This window comes from Mesorhizobium sp. M3A.F.Ca.ET.175.01.1.1 (assembly GCF_004791945.1).
GTDB lineage: Bacteria > Pseudomonadota > Alphaproteobacteria > Rhizobiales > Rhizobiaceae > Mesorhizobium.
In genome coordinates this window covers 415,300-432,028 of sequence record NZ_SRTP01000004.1, presented here as the reverse complement: position 1 = coordinate 432,028, position 16,729 = coordinate 415,300, and the positions used below count along the sequence as shown (strand labels likewise).

Annotated in this window: 14 protein-coding genes; 6 read left to right on the top strand and 8 right to left on the bottom strand. The window is 65.0% G+C overall.

What is annotated here, in order from left to right; all coding sequences use genetic code 11:
* Nucleotides 1–16 precede the first annotated feature (16 nt).
* The 4 genes from nagA to EN818_RS13565 form a co-directional block, all read right to left on the bottom strand.
* Nucleotides 17–1,177, bottom strand: a complete 1,161-nt coding sequence (nagA, locus tag EN818_RS13580; RefSeq protein ID WP_095805035.1) for an N-acetylglucosamine-6-phosphate deacetylase — start codon at nt 1,175–1,177, stop codon at nt 17–19.
* On the bottom strand, nt 1,174–2,205 hold the full coding sequence (locus EN818_RS13575; protein WP_095805036.1) for an SIS domain-containing protein: 1,032 nt from the start codon (nt 2,203–2,205) through the stop codon (nt 1,174–1,176). The genes nagA and EN818_RS13575 overlap by 4 nt, the downstream gene beginning before the upstream one ends.
* Nucleotides 2,202–2,981 carry a GntR family transcriptional regulator gene (locus EN818_RS13570; protein ID WP_095805037.1) on the bottom strand — a complete coding sequence of 260 codons (780 nt, stop codon included), beginning with the start codon at nt 2,979–2,981 and terminating at the stop codon, nt 2,202–2,204. The genes EN818_RS13575 and EN818_RS13570 overlap by 4 nt, the downstream gene beginning before the upstream one ends.
* Before the next feature lie 90 nt (nt 2,982–3,071).
* Complete coding sequence (locus EN818_RS13565) at nt 3,072–3,953, bottom strand: N-acetylglucosamine kinase (RefSeq protein WP_095805038.1); 882 nt, start codon at nt 3,951–3,953, stop codon at nt 3,072–3,074.
* A 199-nt stretch (nt 3,954–4,152) separates the two neighbouring features.
* Here EN818_RS13565 and EN818_RS13560 point away from each other — a divergent pair, with 199 nt between their 5' ends.
* From EN818_RS13560 to EN818_RS13530, 6 genes are all read left to right on the top strand, one after another.
* Complete coding sequence (locus EN818_RS13560; RefSeq protein ID WP_095805039.1) at nt 4,153–5,061, top strand: N-acetylmuramic acid 6-phosphate etherase; 909 nt, start codon at nt 4,153–4,155, stop codon at nt 5,059–5,061.
* A 53-nt stretch (nt 5,062–5,114) separates the two neighbouring features.
* On the top strand, nt 5,115–6,374 hold the full coding sequence (locus EN818_RS13555) for an ABC transporter substrate-binding protein (protein WP_135904582.1): 1,260 nt from the start codon (nt 5,115–5,117) through the stop codon (nt 6,372–6,374).
* A 210-nt stretch (nt 6,375–6,584) separates the two neighbouring features.
* A complete protein-coding gene (locus EN818_RS13550) occupies nt 6,585–7,511 on the top strand; it encodes a sugar ABC transporter permease (protein WP_095805041.1) in 927 nt (308 codons plus the stop codon).
* 227 nt (nt 7,512–7,738) lie between these two features.
* Entirely contained in the window at nt 7,739–8,578 is an 840-nt protein-coding gene (locus tag EN818_RS13540) for a carbohydrate ABC transporter permease (RefSeq protein WP_095805042.1), read from the top strand.
* Nucleotides 8,575–9,636: a Gfo/Idh/MocA family oxidoreductase gene (locus tag EN818_RS13535; RefSeq protein WP_095805043.1), complete on the top strand. Its 1,062-nt coding sequence runs from the start codon at nt 8,575–8,577 to the stop codon at nt 9,634–9,636. The genes EN818_RS13540 and EN818_RS13535 overlap by 4 nt, the downstream gene beginning before the upstream one ends.
* 15 nt (nt 9,637–9,651) lie before the next feature.
* Nucleotides 9,652–10,650, top strand: coding sequence for an ABC transporter ATP-binding protein (locus tag EN818_RS13530; RefSeq protein ID WP_095805044.1), 999 nt, complete (start codon nt 9,652–9,654; stop codon nt 10,648–10,650).
* 206 nt (nt 10,651–10,856) lie between these two features.
* On the opposite strand, the gene EN818_RS13525 is transcribed toward EN818_RS13530, so the two are convergent.
* The 4 genes from EN818_RS13525 to EN818_RS13510 all read right to left on the bottom strand — a co-directional run bounded on the left by EN818_RS13525 (nt 10,857) and on the right by EN818_RS13510 (nt 16,511).
* Entirely contained in the window at nt 10,857–11,702 is an 846-nt protein-coding gene (locus EN818_RS13525) for a fumarylacetoacetate hydrolase family protein (protein WP_095805045.1), read from the bottom strand.
* A 130-nt stretch (nt 11,703–11,832) separates the two neighbouring features.
* Nucleotides 11,833–14,205, bottom strand: coding sequence for an aldehyde dehydrogenase family protein (locus EN818_RS13520; RefSeq protein WP_095805046.1), 2,373 nt, complete (start codon nt 14,203–14,205; stop codon nt 11,833–11,835).
* Nucleotides 14,206–14,447: 242 nt separating this feature from the next.
* A complete protein-coding gene (gene deoC, locus EN818_RS13515) occupies nt 14,448–15,497 on the bottom strand; it encodes a deoxyribose-phosphate aldolase (protein ID WP_135904580.1) in 1,050 nt (349 codons plus the stop codon).
* Between the two features lie 186 nt (nt 15,498–15,683).
* Entirely contained in the window at nt 15,684–16,511 is an 828-nt protein-coding gene (locus tag EN818_RS13510) for a ferredoxin--NADP reductase (protein ID WP_095805047.1), read from the bottom strand.
* Between the last annotated feature and the right edge of the window lie 218 nt (nt 16,512–16,729).

The following is a 16,729-nucleotide window of genomic DNA, read 5'->3' as shown; positions in this document are numbered from 1 at the left end:
ATGAGAAGGAATAGGCTCAGGCTCCAAAAGCCTTCTCACCGCCGATCCAGACGTTCCTGACCTCCAGCCCTTCCGACAGGCCGACAATGTCAGCGGCGGTGCCGTTGGCGAAGCGGCCGAGCCGGTGCGCCTGGCCGATCGCCTCGGCCGGATAGAGCGAGGCCATGCGCAGGGCTTCGTCGAGATCGACGCCGACGACGCGATGAACGAAGCGCACGGCGGAAATCATGTCGAGGTCGGCGCCGGCCAGCGTGCCGTCGGCGAGACGCAGGCTGCCGTCCTTGCGGTAGATGGTGCGGCCGTTCAGCGTGAACGACGTCATGTCGGTACCGATGGTCGCCATGGCATCGGTGACCAGCAGGATCTTGCCGGGTCCCTGCTTGGCGCGCAGAGCAAGCATCATCGTGGCGGGATGGACGTGAATACCGTCGGCGATGATGCCGGCATAGAGGCTATTTGTCTCGATTGCAGCGCCAGCCAGCCCCGGCTCGCGGTTGCCGACCTGGCTCATGGCGTTGAAGAGGTGGGTGACCACCTTGGCGCCGGCTTCGGCGAAGGCAATCGCCGTGGCGTAGCCGGTGTCGGAATGGCCGAGGCTGACGATGAGACCGGCTTCGGCGAGCGCCGTGACGCGGGAAAGCGCGACCGATTCCGGCGCGATGGTGGTGAGCAGGACCGGAAGGCGCTCGCGGGCGGCGATCAGCGCCGCCTCGTCGGCATCGGTCATCGGCCGGATCAGCGCCGGATCATGCGCGCCCTTGCGGGCGACGGACAAATGCGGCCCTTCGAGATGCAGGCCGAGAAAGCCCGGCACCTTCTTCCGCGCGGCCTCGGCGCCGGCGGCGACCGCGGCGGCGGTTATGGCCGGCGTGTCGGTGATCAATGTCGGCAGCAGCGCGGTGGTGCCGAAAGGCGCATGCGCGCGGCAGATGGTTTCGATCGAGGCGACATCCGGATGGTCGTTGAGCATGACGCCGCCGCCGCCATTGACCTGGATGTCGACGAAGCCGGGAGCCAGCAGGCCGCCGCCGGTCTCGACCCGCAAGGCGCCGGCTGGGATGGCGGTCTCGGGCAGAATGGCCTCGATCAGGCCGTCCCTGACGACAAGGGCGGCATCGTCGTGCCAATCGGCGCCGTCGAAGATGCGGGCGCCAGTGAGGGCGAAACGGTCGCTCATACGGTTTCCGTCACCTTGCGCAGGTTGCGCGGCGTGTCCGGGTCGAGGCCGCGATGGCGGGCGAAGCTCTCGACGAAGCCATAAAAGGACACGATCAGCGTCAGCGGATCGGTCAGCGGATGGCCGGTCGCGACATGCGGCAACAGTTGCGCGCTTGTCGCCTTGTTCGAGGTAACGAACACGGCAGCGCCCTTGCCGGCCAGACTGTCGGCGGCCTCGGCAACCGACGGCTCGGAGCCGTCGCGGGCGGCAAGCGCCAGTACCGGGAAGCCCGGCCCGACCAAGGCCAAAGGCCCATGCATCACCTCGGCGGCGCTGTAGGCCTCGGCATGCATGGCGCAGGTCTCCTTGAATTTCAGCGCCGCCTCGTTGGCGATCGCGGCCGACGGGCCGCGGCCGAGGATGAACAGCGAGCGCGGCGTCTCCAAAGCGCCAGCAAGCGCCATCCAGTCGCAGGCGATCGCCTTGCCGAAATGCTCGGGCAGGCGGGCGAGTGCCGAAAGCAGCGCCTGATCGCCGGTGGCGTGCGCCATCAGCGCCAGACCGGCCACGGCCGAATTGACGAAGGTCTTGGTGGCGGCGACGCTGCGCTCCGGCCCGGCGAGAATGTCGATGGCATAATCGGAAGCGCGCGCCAGCGGCGAATCGGCAGTGTTGGTGATGGCGACGGTCAAGGCGCCGCCGGCCCTTGCCGTTTCGGCCATGGCGACGATGTCGGGGCTCTTGCCCGACTGCGAGATCGCCAGACAGGCCGAGCCGGCCAGCCTCAGCTTCGCGCCGTAAATCGAGGCGATCGACGGGCCGACCGAGGCGACGGCGAGGCCGGCGGTCAGCTCGACCGCGTATTTCATGAAGGTTGCGGCATGGTCCGACGAGCCGCGCGCGACGGTGACGACGAAATGCGGATCGCGCTCGCGAATGGCGCGGCCGGCCTCGGCAAGCACCTTGGCCGAACCGTCCAGCAGACGGGCGGTGGCTTCGGGGATCTCGTCGATCTCGCGCCGCATATGGGTGACGGTTGCGCTCATGGCCGGCCCTCCTCGCCCGGCCCGGTCAGCCGGAGTTCGGCGACGAAGTCATAGGCGTCGCCGCGGTAGATCGAGCGGGTGAATTCGATCACCTTGCCGCTCGCCAGATAGGAAATACGTTCGATGTGCAGGCCGGCAACCCCCGGCAGCACTTCCAGGAGCTGCGCGTCCTCGTCGCCGAGATTGGCGGCGGAGATGCGCTGCACCGCCCGCACCGGGCGGTTGCCGGTCAGTTCCAACGCCGCGTAGAGCGAGGAGCCGATCGCTTCAGGGTCGGGGAGCACGCTGGCCGAGATTGCCGCGCGCTCGATCGCCAGCGGCGTGTCGTTGGCGATGCGCAGGCGCGCGACGCGCGCCACCAGTTCGTTCGACGACAGGCCGAGCACCATCATCTCGTCCGGAGAGGGCGCGTAGAGGCCGCGGTCGAGCCAGGCCGAGCGTACCGCCATACCGCGGCGCGCCATGTCCTCGGTGAAGGAGGTGAGCCGCGACAGCGACTGCTCGACCCGCTCCATGCGCGGCGCGACGAAGGTGCCGGAGCCATGGCGCTGAACGAGGATGCCGCCCTTGACGAGATCCTGCACCGCCTTGCGTACGGTGACGCGCGAGATGTCGGCCTTGCTGGCGATGTCGCGCTCGGACGGCAGCGCGTCACCCGGACCGATCAGGCCGCGATTGACCGCTTCCTCGATGCTTCTTCGCAGTTGCAGGTAGAGCGGGGCGCCGCTTTGCGAGGACTCCTTCAGCATGGCGAAGATCTGGTCGGCGGCGCTCATCGCGGCGCCTCCGGCAGCATGGCGAAGATCTGGTCGGCGGCGCTCATTGCGGCGCCTCCGGCAGCATGGCGAAGGTCTGGTCGGCGGCGCTCATTGGACGGCCTCCGAATCACGGGCGAAGATGCGCACGGCCATCTGCACCGCGCCGCCGAGCGCATCGTCGAGCGGGGCTTTCAGCAGCGCCTGGTAGCGCGCCGACAGGCGCGGCGCATAAAGCGGTGCCAGGCCGCCAAGCAGGCAGAGCGGCGCATCACCGGCAAGGTCGAGCGCCCCGAGCGACGCCTCGACGTCGGCAACCGCCTTGTCGAGGATCCAGTTGGCGACGAGATCGCCCTTGGCCGCATGCTCGAAGACCTTGGGCGCGAAACCACCGAAGTCGCCGGGCTTGGCCTTGGTGGTGAACTCGACGACGTCCTCGGGATTGTTGCGGAAGACGCCAAGCATCGCCTCCGTCAATGGCGAAGCCGGGCGGATGCCGTCATAGGCAAGCAGCGTCTGCTCGAGCAGGTCGCGGCCAATGCGGGCGCCGCTGCCCTGGTCGCCGACCTGGAAGCCCCAGCCGCCGATGGCGCGCGACTTGCCGCCCTTGCGCGCCATATAGGCGGTGCCGGTGCCGAGGATGGCCATGGCGCCGTCGCCGGAGCCGACCGCGCCTTCCAGCGCGATCTCGGCATCGGTCTCGACCCGGCTCTTGCTGAACGGCAGGATCGCTTGCAGCTGCTGCCTGTAGGTGCCGACATTGGCGCCGGCAAGGCCGAGAATGGCTGGCGTGTGCGGGATCAGTTCGGGATCCTGGCCCGCGGCAAGGAAAGCCTGCCTCGCCGCCTCGACGATGTTGGTGCGCGCGCCGGTAAGGTCGGTGCGGATGTTGGCCGCACCGCTCTTGGCGCGGCCGACGACAACGCCGTCCACGGTCGCTAGGGCCGCCCTGCAGCTGGTGCCGCCGCCATCGATGCCAAGCACGAAAGTCACGCGATTTCTCCTCCGAACGGATAATACCAATAAAATACCAATAGCCAAGAGTTAATTTCGGTTTCAAAAAGATTAAGGCATATTTTATTGATAACGCACGATAATTTGCCGAGCAGTCGATTTCCCGACAGGGAATTCGTTAATCGATATGGACAAGTGGTATTTTTTTGGTATTGTTCGCTCAGTCGGAGGACAACAAATGGCCGAGACGCGCACCGAAGCGCTCCACCAGAATGCCGAGGGACTGGATATCCAGAGCCCTGATGCCATTCTGATGTCTCTGGCCAATGCGCAGATCGAGGCCGCCAAGGCCGTGCACGGCGCCATTCCGGCCCTTGCCGAAGCGGCCGAGATCATAGCAAGGCAATTGAAGCGCGGCGGCAGGCTCGCTTACGCCGCCGCCGGCAGCTCCGGCCTCATGGCCGTTGCCGACGCGCTGGAGCTTCCGGGCACGTTCGGCATCGCGCGTGACCGGATCGCCATCCTGATCGCCGGCGGCGACGAGGCGTTCCGCACGCTCGCCGGCGGGCCGGAAGACGACACCGAGGAAGCCGCCGCTGCGGTGGCAAACGCCAACATCGGCGAGGGTGACTGCCTGATTGCCATCTCCGCCAGCGGATCGACGCCCTACGCCGTCCGGGCCATCGGCGACGCGCGGCGCCGGGGCGCGGCGACGATCGCGATCGCCAACAACAAGGACGCGCCGCTGTTCGGGCAGGCCGACGTCGCGATCCTGCTCGAAACGCCGCCGGAACTGATCGCCGGCTCGACGCGCATGGGCGCCGGCACCGCGCAGAAGATCGCGCTCAACATGCTGTCGACGCTGGCCGCGGTCCATCTCGGCCATGTCCATGACGGCTACATGGTCAATCTCACCGCCGACAACATTAAGCTGCGCGAGCGCGCGGTGCGCATGGTCGCCGCCATCAGCGGGCGCAGCCGCAACGATGCGGCGCGCCTGCTCGAAGAGAGCGGCGGCGTGGTCAAGACTGCCATTCTGCTCGCCGCGGGCGCTGCCAACGCCGATGCGGCCGAGAAGATACTGGAAGGAGCCGGCCAGAAGCTCAGGCCGGCGCTTTCCGCGATCGAGGGGAGCAAGGGGCGCTAGGCCTCCGTTCTCATCAAAACCGAACCTGCAAAAGGTCAACAGGGAGACTGAAGATGACGACCAAACTACTGACGGCCCTTCTGCTCGGCACGAGCATCCTCGGCACGACCGGGATGGCTCTGGCCGAGGACGTGACGCTCAACATCGAAAGCTGGCGCGGGGACGACCTCACCATCTGGAAGGACAAGCTGATCCCGGCCTTCGAAGCCAAGAACCCCGGCATCAAGGTGGTGTTCGCGCCGTCGGCGCCGACCGAATACGATGCAGCGCTGGGCGCCAAGCTCACCGCCGGCTCGGCTGGCGACCTGATCACCTGCCGGCCGTTCGACAAGTCGCTGGTGCTGTTCCAGAAGGGCAACCTCGCCGACCTCTCGTCGCTGCCCGGCATGGACAATTTCTCGCCCGTCGCCAAGGCGGCCTGGCAGACCGACGACGGCAAGGCGACGTTCTGCGTGCCGATGGCTTCGGTCATCCACGGATTCATCTACAACAAGGATGCCTTCGACAAGCTCGGCCTCAAGGTGCCGACCACGAATGAAGAGTTCTACGCCGTGCTCGACAAGATCAAGGCGGACGGCACCTATATACCGATGGCTATGGGCACCAAGGATCTCTGGGAAGCTGCTACCATGGGCTACCAGAACATCGGCCCGAACTACTGGAAGGGCGAAGAAGGGCGCCTGGCGCTGATCAAGGGCGAGCAGAAGCTGACCGATGCCGACTGGGTCGAGCCCTATAAGGAACTGGCCAAGTGGAAGCCCTATCTCGGCGACGGCTTCGAGGCACAGACCTATCCGGACAGCCAGAACCTGTTCACGCTCGGCCGCGCCGCCATCTACCCGGCCGGCTCGTGGGAAATCGCGCTGTTCAACACCCAGGCGCAATTCAAGATGGGCGCCTTCCCGCCGCCGGTACAGAAGGCAGGCGACACGTGCTACATTTCCGACCATACCGACATCGGAATGGGCCTGAATGCGGCCTCGAAGCATCCGGAAGAGGCCAAGAAGTTCCTGTCCTGGGTCGCCTCGTCGGACTTCGCCACCATCTATGCCAACGCGCTGCCGGGCTTCTTCAGCCTGAACAAGACGCCGGTGAAGATGGAAGATCCGTTGGCGCAGGAATTCGTCTCCTGGCGCGACAAGTGCAGGTCGACGATCCGCTCGACCTACCAGATCCTGGGGCGCGGCACGCCGAACCTCGAGAACGAGACCTGGGTTGAATCGGCCAACGTGATTAATGGCACAGACACGCCGGAGGCCGCGGCCAAGAAGCTGCAAGACGGTCTCGATAGCTGGTACAAGCCGGCGAAGTAACTCGCATCGGACCGGCCGGGCGCCTGCCCGGCCGGCCTCCCATAATAGCGATTGTCGGCGCCGCCTCTCGGTCTTACCCTCATCGTTGCGGGGAAGACGAAGCCGCAATTAGCGGGCCTTGTCCTCCCCGAGGGACCATCGGGCCGTGCATCGGGGCATCAGCTAGAGCATCATTCGACCTGGAACCGAGAGCCGGCGGAGACCGAACTCATGGCCGAAATACGACCCAAAAGACCGATCCGCTGGCATATCGGCGTCTTTCTGGCGCCGGCGGTGCTTGTCTACACGGCGATCCTGATCCTGCCGCTGTTCGGCACGCTGCAGCTCTCGCTGTTCCGCAACATCAGCCAGTCCCAGGTATTCGTCGGATTGGAAAACTTCCGCACGCTGTTCGGCGATCCCAACTGGTCCGCGGGCTTTTGGAATGCTCTGAGGAACAACGTCTGGTTCTTCATCATCCACATGCTGGTGCAGAACCCGATCGGTATCCTTTTGGCCGCACTGCTCTCCAGTCCGAGACTGCGCTACGCCACCTTCTATCGCACGGCGATCTTCGTGCCGACGATCCTGTCCTTCGTCATCGTCGGCTTCGCTTGGAAGCTGATCCTGTCGCCGCTGTGGGGCGTGGCGCCCTACATGCTCAACCTCGTCGGCCTGAAGAGCCTGTTCACGCCGTGGCTGGGCAAGGAAGAATACGCGCTGACCGCGCTCAGCCTGGTCTCGGTCTGGCAGTTCGTCGGCATCCCGATGATGCTGATCTATGCCGCGCTGCTGTCGATCCCCGACGAGGTGATCGAGGCCGCCGAATGCGACGGCGTCACCGGCATGGCGCAGTTCTGGAAAATCAAGCTGCCGCTTATCCTGCCTTCGATCGGTATCATCTCGATCCTGACCTTCGTCGGCAATTTCAATGCCTTCGACCTGATCTATACGGCGCAAGGGGCGCTTGCCGGGCCGAACTATTCGACCGACATCCTGGGCACTTTCCTCTACCGCGCCTTCTTCGGCTTCCAGCTGCAAGTCGGCGATCCGAACATGGGCGCGACGATCGCCACGATGATGTTTCTGATCATCCTTGCCGGCGTCTGCGTCTATCTGTTCCTCATCCAGACGCGCCTGCGTCGCTATCAGTTCTGAGGGTTGGAGATGTTGTGCCTAGCTACCCCCCTCTGGCCTGCCGGCCATCTCCCCCTCAAGGGGGGAGATCAGATGTCGTCGTCGCTTTCGCAACCCTTCAGCGCTGCAGAACAGGTGCCAAGTTCAACGCTGCCGATCTCCCCCCTTGAGGGGGAGATGGCCGGCAGGCCAGAGGGGGGTGCCTTGGCGTCATCCTCTGGGAAAGCAGCTCATCAGGAGGATTTCCAATGAGCACCGCGACCCATTCGCTTCCCCGCACCATCGGCGCCCATGCGGTCCTTTTGACCTATACGGCGATCGCGCTGTTCCCGGTGGTCCTGGTCATCATGAATTCCTTCAAATCCCGCGCGGGCATCTTCGGCGCGCCGCTGACGCCGCCGACGCCGAAGACTTTCGACCTGATCGGCTACACCACCGTGATCGGCCAGGGCGACTTCCTGCATTATTTCCAGAACAGCCTCGTCGTCACCGTCGCGTCGCTGTTCTTCGTGCTGCTGTTCGGCGCCATGGCCGCCTTCGCGCTGTCGGAATACCGCTTCCGCGGCAACACGATGATGGGACTCTACCTGGCGCTTGGCATCATGATCCCGATCCGGCTCGGGACCGTCGCCATTTTACAGCTGATGGTGGCGAGCGGGCTGGTCAACACGCTGACGTCGCTGATCCTGGTCTACACGGCGCAGGGGCTGCCGCTCGCCATCTTCATCCTGTCGGAATTCATGAAGCAGGTGTCCGACGATCTGAAGAATGCGGGCCGGATCGACGGGCTGTCGGAATACACGATCTTCTTCCGGCTGGTGCTGCCGCTGGTGCGCCCGTCGATGGCAACCGTCGCCGTGTTCACCATGATCCCGATCTGGAACGATCTGTGGTTCCCGCTGATCCTGGCGCCTTCGGAAGAGACCAAGACGGTGACCCTGGGTGCGCAGCTCTTTCTTGGCCAGTTCGTCACCAACTGGAACGCGATCCTGGCGGCGCTGTCGCTGGCGATCCTGCCGGTGCTGATCCTCTACGTCATCTTCTCGCGGCAGCTGATCCGCGGCATCACCTCGGGAGCCGTCAAGTGAGTTCAGAAAAGCCCCTTCGCGTCGTCGTCGCAGGCCTCGGCAATATGGGCCGCAGCCATGCGCTCGCCTATCACACCAATCCGGGCTTCGAGATCGCGGCTTTGGTCAACCGCTCCGACGTGCCTCTGCCGGACGGGCTGTCGGGCTACGGCATCCGGCGCTCCTTCGAGGACGCGCTGCGCGACGAGAAGCCGGACGTGGCCGCGATCGCCACCTATTCGGACAGCCATGCCGACTACGCGGTGCGAGCCTTCGAAGCCGGCTGCCACGTCTTCGTCGAGAAGCCGTTGGCAACGACGGTGGCGGACGCAAGGCGCGTCGTCGACGCGGCCAAAGCCAACGGCAGGAAGCTGGTGATCGGCTACATCCTGCGCCACCATCCGTCCTGGATGCGGCTGATCGCCGAGGCGCGCAAGCTCGGTGGGCCTTACGTGTTCCGCATGAACCTCAACCAGCAGTCTTCCGGCCACAGCTGGGAGACGCACAAGCAACTGATGCAGACGACGTCGCCGATCGTCGACTGCGGCGTCCACTATGTCGACGTGATGCTGCAGATCACCGACGCCAGACCGGTCGAGGTACGCGGCATGGGCCTGCGGCTGACCGACGAGGTCGCGCCTTCGATGTACAATTACGGCCATCTGCAGGTGCTGTTCGACGACGGTTCGGTCGGCTGGTACGAAGCCGGCTGGGGACCGATGATCTCGGAGACCGCCTTCTTCGTGAAGGACGTGATTTCGCCCAAGGGCTGCGTGTCGATCGTGATGAAGGAGGGTATCAAATCCGACGACATCGATACCCACACCAAGACTTCGAGCATCCGCCTGCACAGCGCCGCAACCGGGCCGGACGGCAGGTTCGCCAAAGAGGACGAGCTGCTGTCGATGGAAGGCGAGCCGGGCCACCAGGAGCTATGCGACCGCGAACAGGCCTTCCTGCTCAGGGCCATCCGCGAGGATCTCGACCTCACCCGGCACATGGACGACGCGGTGAAGTCGCTCGCGGTCTGCCTTGCCGCCGACGAAAGCGTGCGCAGCGCCGCCGCCGTAAAACTCTAGAACAGGAACGACGCCGTGGGCTCGCTGAAGATCGAGAATGTGAAGAAGGCCTTCGGGCCGGTCGAGGTGCTGAAGGGCATCGACCTCGAGGTCAATGACGGCGAATTCGTCGTCTTCGTCGGTCCCTCCGGCTGCGGGAAATCGACGCTGCTGCGCGTGATCGCCGGACTGGAGGACTCGACTTCCGGCCGCGTGCTGATCGACAGCGACGACGTCTCGGTGACGCCGCCTGCAAAGCGCGGCATCGCCATGGTGTTCCAGACCTATGCGCTCTACCCGCATCTGACGGTGAGGAACAATATGGCGCTCGGCCTCAAGCAGGCCGGCACGCCCGCGGCCGAAATCGAGCGCCGCATCAAGATCGCTTCGGCAATGCTGTCGCTCGAGCCCTATCTGGAGCGTCGGCCTGCAGAACTGTCGGGCGGCCAGCGCCAGCGCGTCGCCATCGGACGCGCCGTGGTGCGCGAGCCAAAGCTGTTCCTCTTCGACGAGCCGCTCTCCAACCTCGACGCAGCGCTGCGCGTCAACACAAGGCTGGAGATCGCGCAACTGCACCGGCGGCTGAAAGCGACGATGATCTATGTCACCCACGACCAGGTGGAGGCGATGACGCTGGCCGACAAGATCGTGGTGCTCAGCGCCGGCCGCATCGAGCAGATCGGCAGCCCGATGGAGCTTTACAATTCGCCGGCCAACGAATTCGTCGCCGGTTTCATCGGCTCACCGAAGATGAACTTCATCGACGGCGCCAAATTGGGCGAAACGGCCAAGACCATCGGCGTGCGGCCGGAACATCTGACCGTCGATGCGACGTCGGGCGCCTGGAAAGGCACGGTTGTGCATGCCGAGCATCTCGGCGCCGACACCAATCTTTACCTCGACTGCGAGAAGGCCGGGCTGATCACCGTGCGCATCTTCGGCGTCTACAATGCCGAACCCGGGGCCACGCTCTATGCGACGCCGGATCCGGCGAAGACGTACCGGTTCGGTGCGGACGGCAAGGTGTTGAGGTAGCGCCGACTTCTCCTTCTCCCCTTGCGGGAGAAGGTGGCCGCGAAGCGGCCGGATGAGGGGTGTTGGAAGGATCTCGCCGTAGCAGAATTAAGCGCCCGGGATCCTTCAATCTTCGAGGGCGCACTCCGCTGGAGCACCCCTCATCCGTCTCGGCGCTGCGCGCCGATCCACCTTCTCCCACAAGGGGAGAAGGGGAAGTCTGCGCCCTACTCGTCCGCCTTGAACGTCTGCTTCTGCTGGCCCATGCCTTCGATGCCGAGTTCCACAACATCGCCGGCCTTGAGGAACACCGGCGGCTTCATGCCGAGGCCGACGCCGGGCGGGGTGCCGGTGGAGATGATGTCGCCGGGATGCAGCGACATGAACTGGCTGAGATAGGAAACCAGATATCTGACACCGTAGACCATGGTCTTGGTCGAGCCGTTCTGCATCGTCTTGCCGTTGACGGTCAGCCACATATCGAGGTTCTGCGGGTCCGCGACCTCGTCCTTGGTCACCAGCCACGGGCCGATCGGGCCGAAGGTGTCGCAGGACTTGCCCTTGGTCCACTGGCCCTTGCGCTCGGCTTGGAAAGCCCGCTCGGAAACGTCGTGCGCGACACAATAGCCGGCAACATAGTCCAGCGCGTTCTCCTCGCTGACATATTTGGCGGTCTTGCCGATGACCACGCCGAGCTCCACTTCCCAATCGGTCTTGACCGAACCGCGCGGAATAAGCACGTCGTCGTCCGGCCCGACGATCGCCGAGCTTGCCTTCATGAAGATGATCGGCTCCGACGGCACTTGGGCGCCGGTCTCGGCGGCATGGTCGGAATAATTGAGGCCGATGCAGATGAACTTGCCGGTGCCGGCAACGCAGGCGCCGATGCGTGGCTTGCCGGAGACCGCCGGCAGCGATTTCGGGTCAAGCTTGGACAGCATGTCGAGCGAGGCCGGATGAAGCGCCGTGCCGGCGATATCGGCGACATGGGCCGAGAGGTCGCGGATCTTCCCGTCCTGATCGAGCAGGCCGGGACGTTCGCTCCCCACCTCGCCATAGCGCAGCAGTTTCATCTTCTTCTACTCCTCAGTGAGATTGCCTGGACCGCCCCGCCGCCGTCGATACTGCAAGCCGCAGCGGACGTACAGGTGGCGCGGCGAGATACACGGGAAGATCGAAGCTGTTCCAACGTGCCGAACGCAGTCAGTCGCCGTATGGCACCCAGACGTTCTTGACCTCGATGGCGCGGCGCAGGAAGACCTCGCCGGCGGCATCGTTGGAAGCCCAGTCGAGGCTGCGGCCGTTGCCGGTCCAGACGCGCTTGAGGTTGCCGATGGAATCGGCCTCCGCCTTGGCGCAGGTGTCGGCGTCGGCGAAGACCCAGAGCCCGTCGAGGTCGTCATGCTTGGCCAGCACCCCACAGAGCTCGGCGCTGCGGCCGGTGACGATGTTGATGGCCCCTGCAGGCAGATCGGAATATTCGATCACCTGGTAGAGATCGGTGGCAAGCAGCGGATGGCGTTCCGACGGCACGGCCACCACGGTGTTGCCCATAGCGAGCGCCGGCGCTATCAGCGAGATCAGCCCAAGCAGCGGCGCATTGTCCGGCGCGACGATGCCGATGACGCCGACCGGCTCATGCAGCGCCAGCGTGACGGCGCGGGCCGGCGGCTGGTGCACGCGGCCCTCGAACTTGTCGCTCAGCCCGGCATAGAGGAACAGCCGCTCGATCGACTGCTCGACTTCTTCCCGCGCGGCCTTTGCGGTGGCGCCGGTGAGTTGCACGAGCCGCGCAGCGAACTCCTCGGCGCGGCCGGACAGGTTTTCGGCGAGATAGTACAGAACCTGGCTGCGGTTGAAGGCCGTCGCCTCCGGCCAGGCCTTGCAGGCGCGCGCGGCGGCGACAGCGTCGCGGATGTCCTTGCGGTTGCCGAGGCCGACCTCGCCGGCGAGCTTGCCCTTGGCGGTGGCGACGGCAAGCGAGTAATTGCCGTCCGGCCGCACCTGCTTGCCGGCAATGAACAGCTTTGCCGTGCGATCGATGAGGGAGCCGTCGGCCTGCTCGACGGGTGAGGCGGACGGCGCCGCCGGCTTGATCACCGGACCGACGGGCAATTTCGCCGCAAGATATTCGAACATACCTTCGCGCCCGCCTTCGCGGCCAAAACCGCTCTCGCGGTAGCCGCCGAAGCCGCAGGCGGCGTCGAACATGTTGGTGCCGTTGACCCAGACAACGCCGGCCTTCAGTTGCGGCGCGACATGCAGCGCCAGGTTGACGTTCTCGCTCCACACGGACGCGGCAAGACCGTAGCGCGTGTTGTTGGCAAGCTCTATCGCTTCCTCGGTGTTGCGGAAGCTCATCGTCGCCAGCACCGGTCCGAAGACCTCTTCCTGCGCCAGGATATTAGCCGGCGAAACGCCAGTCGCGAGCGTCGGCAGGTGATAATAGCCGGAGGACGGCAGGGCGGCGTCCGGCTGCCAGCAGATGGCGCCCTGCTTCGCGCCTTCGGCGATCAGGCCCTTGACGCGATCGAGCTGGGTGCGGTCGACCAGCGGACCGATATCGGTGTTCTTGTCGAGCGGGCTGCCCACGCGCAGCCGGCTCATCCTGACCTTGACCTTGGCGATGAAGGCCTCGGCGATGCCTTCCTGCACCAGGAGACGCGAACCGGCGCAGCAGACCTGGCCCTGGTTGAACCAGATGCCGTCGACAAGACCCTCGACGGCGCTGTCTAGGTCGGCATCCTCGAAGACGATGAAGGCCGACTTGCCGCCGAGTTCCAGCGACAGCTTCTTGCCCGATCCAGCCGTTGCCTTGCGAATGATCTTGCCGACCTCGGAAGAGCCGGTGAAGGCGATCTTCTGAACGCCGGGATGATTGACGATGGCGGCACCCGCCTCCGGTCCGCCCTGGACGATGTTGACGACGCCCTTCGGCACCCCTGCCCGCTCGCAGATCTCGGCGAACAGGATGGCGGTGAGCGGCGTGAACTCGGCCGGCTTCAGCACCACGGTGCAGCCGGCCGCAAGCGCGGGCGCGATCTTCCAGGCCAGCATCAGCAGCGGGAAATTCCATGGAATGACCTGGCCGACGACGCCGACCGGCTTGTGGTCGGGAAAATCCTTCTCCAGCGTCTGCGCCCAGCCGGCATGATGGATGAAATGGCGGATCGCCAACGGCACGTCGATGTCGCGGCTCTCGCGGATCGGCTTGCCGTTGTCGATCGATTCCAGCACCGCGAACAGCCGCTGGTGGCGCTGCATGGCACGGCCGATGGCGTAGAGAACCTTGCCGCGTTGATAGCCCGAACTGGCGCTCCACTTCGGCAGCGCCTTGGCGGCGGCGGCAACCGCGGCATCGATGTCGGCAGCGCCGGCGTCGGAGACCTTGGCGAGCAGCTTGCCGGAGGACGGCTCGCTGGTGTCGAAGGTCTTGCCGCTCGCGGCCGCCTTCCAGGCCCCGTCGATGAACAGCGCTTTTGCGAAATCGCGTCCGGCAAGCCAGGCATCCGCCTCGTTGCGGGCCTCCGGCGCCGGGCCATATTCCATGGCGTGATAGCGTTCGAGGATGTTCATGCGGCGGCTCCGTAAGGGGAGATTTTCTTGAAGGCTGGCGTTCCTTCGCGCCCCCCTCTGTCCTGCCGGACATCTCCCCCACGAGGGGGGAGATCAGCCTTCGCGCCTGTCTGCTGCTGTCCTGCAATGTCGGCGATTGGCGAAATCATCGATGACAGCCAATCTCCCCACAAGTGGGGGAGATGTCCGGCAGGACAGAGGGGGGCGCGAAGGAACTCGACGTTCAAGGTTGCTAGCCCGGTTCAAGCCATCGCGTGGCGATGGTTGGCCGAATAATGGCCGGTCAGGTGATGCTCGAGCTGGCGCTCGATGTCGGTGAGGAGACTGGAGGCGCCGAAGCGGAACAGATCCGGCTCGAGCCACGGCCGGCCGAGTTCCTCCTTCATCAGCACCAGCCAGTCGAGCGACACCTTGGCGGTCGAGATGCCGCCGGCCGGCTTGAAGCCGATGAGATAGCCGGTCTCCTCGAAATAGGCACGGATGGCGCGTACCATGGCCAGGCCGACGGGAAGCGTGGCGTTGACGCTTTCCTTGCCGGTGGAAGTCTTGATGAAATCGGCGCCTGCCATCATTGCCACCATCGAGGCCAGCATGACGTTGCGCAGCGTGGCGAGGTCGCCGGTGCCGAGGATGACCTTGAGGTGGGCATCGCCGCAGGCGGCGCGCATGGCAACAATCTCGTTGAACAACTCGCGCCATTTGGCGCCGTAGACCAGGCCGCGCGGAATGACGACGTCGATCTCGTCGGCGCCGTCGCGCACCGAGGCCTCGATCTCCTGCAGTCGGGTCGAGAGCGGCGCGAGCCCGTGCGGGAAGGCGGTGGAGACGGCCGCGACGTGGATGCCGGTGCCGCGTACCGCATCGACCGCGGTGGCGACGAAGGTATGATAGACGCAGACCGCCGCCGGACGGATGCTTTCGCCGGCAATGCCGAGACCCTCGACGATATCCCTGCGCAGCGGGCTGATCGCCTTGGCGCAAAGCCGGCGCACGCGCTCATCGGTGTCGTTGGAGTTCAGCGTGGTAAGGTCCATGCAGGCAATGGCGCGCAGCAGCCAGGCCGCCTGGTTGTCGGCCTTGATCGAGCGCCGCTTGGTCAGCGTGGCGACACGACGTTCCAGCGCCGAGCGGTTGACGCTGCGCACCGAACCCAGGAAGCCGAGATCGAGCTTCATGCCGGGATTGCGGGCAAAACCGTGTTCCAGCGGCAGCGGCGTGTTGGCGGCAGTCCGCGCCGGCAGCGGCATGACCTTGGACGCGCCGGCGCCGGCCTCGCGGATGGTGCTGCTCATCTCCTGCCCTTTCATTTCAGCGCGCTAGCGCGCCTTATGCCTTCGTGCCTGTCGGCACGCAGGAAGATAGCTCGTGAAGCGACGCTTCACGAGTCTTTCAAGGGGTCATATCGGAAAAAGGCCGCCGAAGCAGCAGATTTTTGACCGTATGGTCAAAGCACCGATGTTGACAGGCTGCGACGCGCCTCAGCCGACGAAGGCGCGCTCGACGACGAAGCTTGCGGGATGGCTGAGCGAGCCTTCCTGGAAGCCGAGGCTTTCGGCGAGTTCCTTGACGTCCTTCAGCATGTGCATCGAGCCGCAGATCATGATGCGGTCGGTCTCGGGATTGAGCTTGTCGATGCCGAGATCGGAATAGAACTTGCCGGAGCCGATCAGCGCGGTGATGCGGCCCATGCGCGCGGATTCCTCACGCGTGGTGGAATTGTACAGCGTGACGCGACCGCCGGTCAGCTCGCCGATCAGCGGGTCGGTCTCGAGCGCGGCGACGAGTTCCTGGCCGTAGACGAGCTCGGCATTGTCGCGGCAGGTGTGGGTGAGGATGACCTCGTCGAACTTCTCATAGGTGTCGGGATCGCGCAGCAGGCTGGCGAAAGGCGCGATGCCGGTGCCGGTCGAAATCATGAACACGCGTTTTGCCGGCGTCAGCGCGTCGAGCACCAGCGTGCCCGTCGACTTCTGGCGCATGATGACGGTGTCGCCGACCTGGATCTTCTGCAGTTCGGAGGTGAGCGGGCCGTCCGGCACCTTGATCGAGAAGAATTCGAGCTCGTCGTCCCAGGCGGGGCTCGCGACCGAATAGGCGCGGAAGATCGGCTTCTCGGCGTTGGGCAGGCCGATCATGACGAACTCGCCGGAACGGAAGCGCAGCGACTGCGGGCGGGTGATGCGGAACGAGAACAGCCGGTCGGTGTAGTGCTTCACCGAAACGACGGTCTCGGCATAGACATTGGCCGGAATCGGGAACTTCAGCGGGCGGGCGCCGGCGATGTTGACCGCGGATGTCGTGTTCATAAAACCCAACCTTCCGGCGCAGACGCTGGGCCCCGGCGCCAAACTTTTCCCTGCGCGTCCGAACGGTCAGGTTCCGACGTGCTCCTCACACACTGCCAAGCGGTAAGCTCTTGTGTCGTGAATTTATTAGTATACAAATGATCTTCAGGTCAAGATGGCAGCGTAAAACGCCTTTCCAAACCGAGGCATATCCGTAGTCCTGGCATTTCGGGTTTCGG

What these genes read in the sequence shown, in the direction of transcription:
- EN818_RS13540 (WP_095805042.1), top strand. Translation starts at nt 7,739, where the DNA reads ATGAGCACCGCGACCCATTCGCTTCCCCGCACCATCGGCGCCCATGCG.
- EN818_RS13555 (WP_135904582.1), top strand. Translation starts at nt 5,115, where the DNA reads ATGACGACCAAACTACTGACGGCCCTTCTGCTCGGCACGAGCATCCTC.
- EN818_RS13520 (WP_095805046.1), bottom strand. Translation starts at nt 14,205, where the DNA reads ATGAACATCCTCGAACGCTATCACGCCATGGAATATGGCCCGGCGCCG.
- EN818_RS13525 (WP_095805045.1), bottom strand. Translation starts at nt 11,702, where the DNA reads ATGAAACTGCTGCGCTATGGCGAGGTGGGGAGCGAACGTCCCGGCCTG.
- nagA (WP_095805035.1), bottom strand. Translation starts at nt 1,177, where the DNA reads ATGAGCGACCGTTTCGCCCTCACTGGCGCCCGCATCTTCGACGGCGCC.
- EN818_RS13510 (WP_095805047.1), bottom strand. Translation starts at nt 16,511, where the DNA reads ATGAACACGACATCCGCGGTCAACATCGCCGGCGCCCGCCCGCTGAAG.
- EN818_RS13570 (WP_095805037.1), bottom strand. Translation starts at nt 2,981, where the DNA reads ATGAGCGCCGCCGACCAGATCTTCGCCATGCTGAAGGAGTCCTCGCAA.
- EN818_RS13575 (WP_095805036.1), bottom strand. Translation starts at nt 2,205, where the DNA reads ATGAGCGCAACCGTCACCCATATGCGGCGCGAGATCGACGAGATCCCC.
- deoC (WP_135904580.1), bottom strand. Translation starts at nt 15,497, where the DNA reads ATGAGCAGCACCATCCGCGAGGCCGGCGCCGGCGCGTCCAAGGTCATG.
- EN818_RS13560 (WP_095805039.1), top strand. Translation starts at nt 4,153, where the DNA reads ATGGCCGAGACGCGCACCGAAGCGCTCCACCAGAATGCCGAGGGACTG.
- EN818_RS13550 (WP_095805041.1), top strand. Translation starts at nt 6,585, where the DNA reads ATGGCCGAAATACGACCCAAAAGACCGATCCGCTGGCATATCGGCGTC.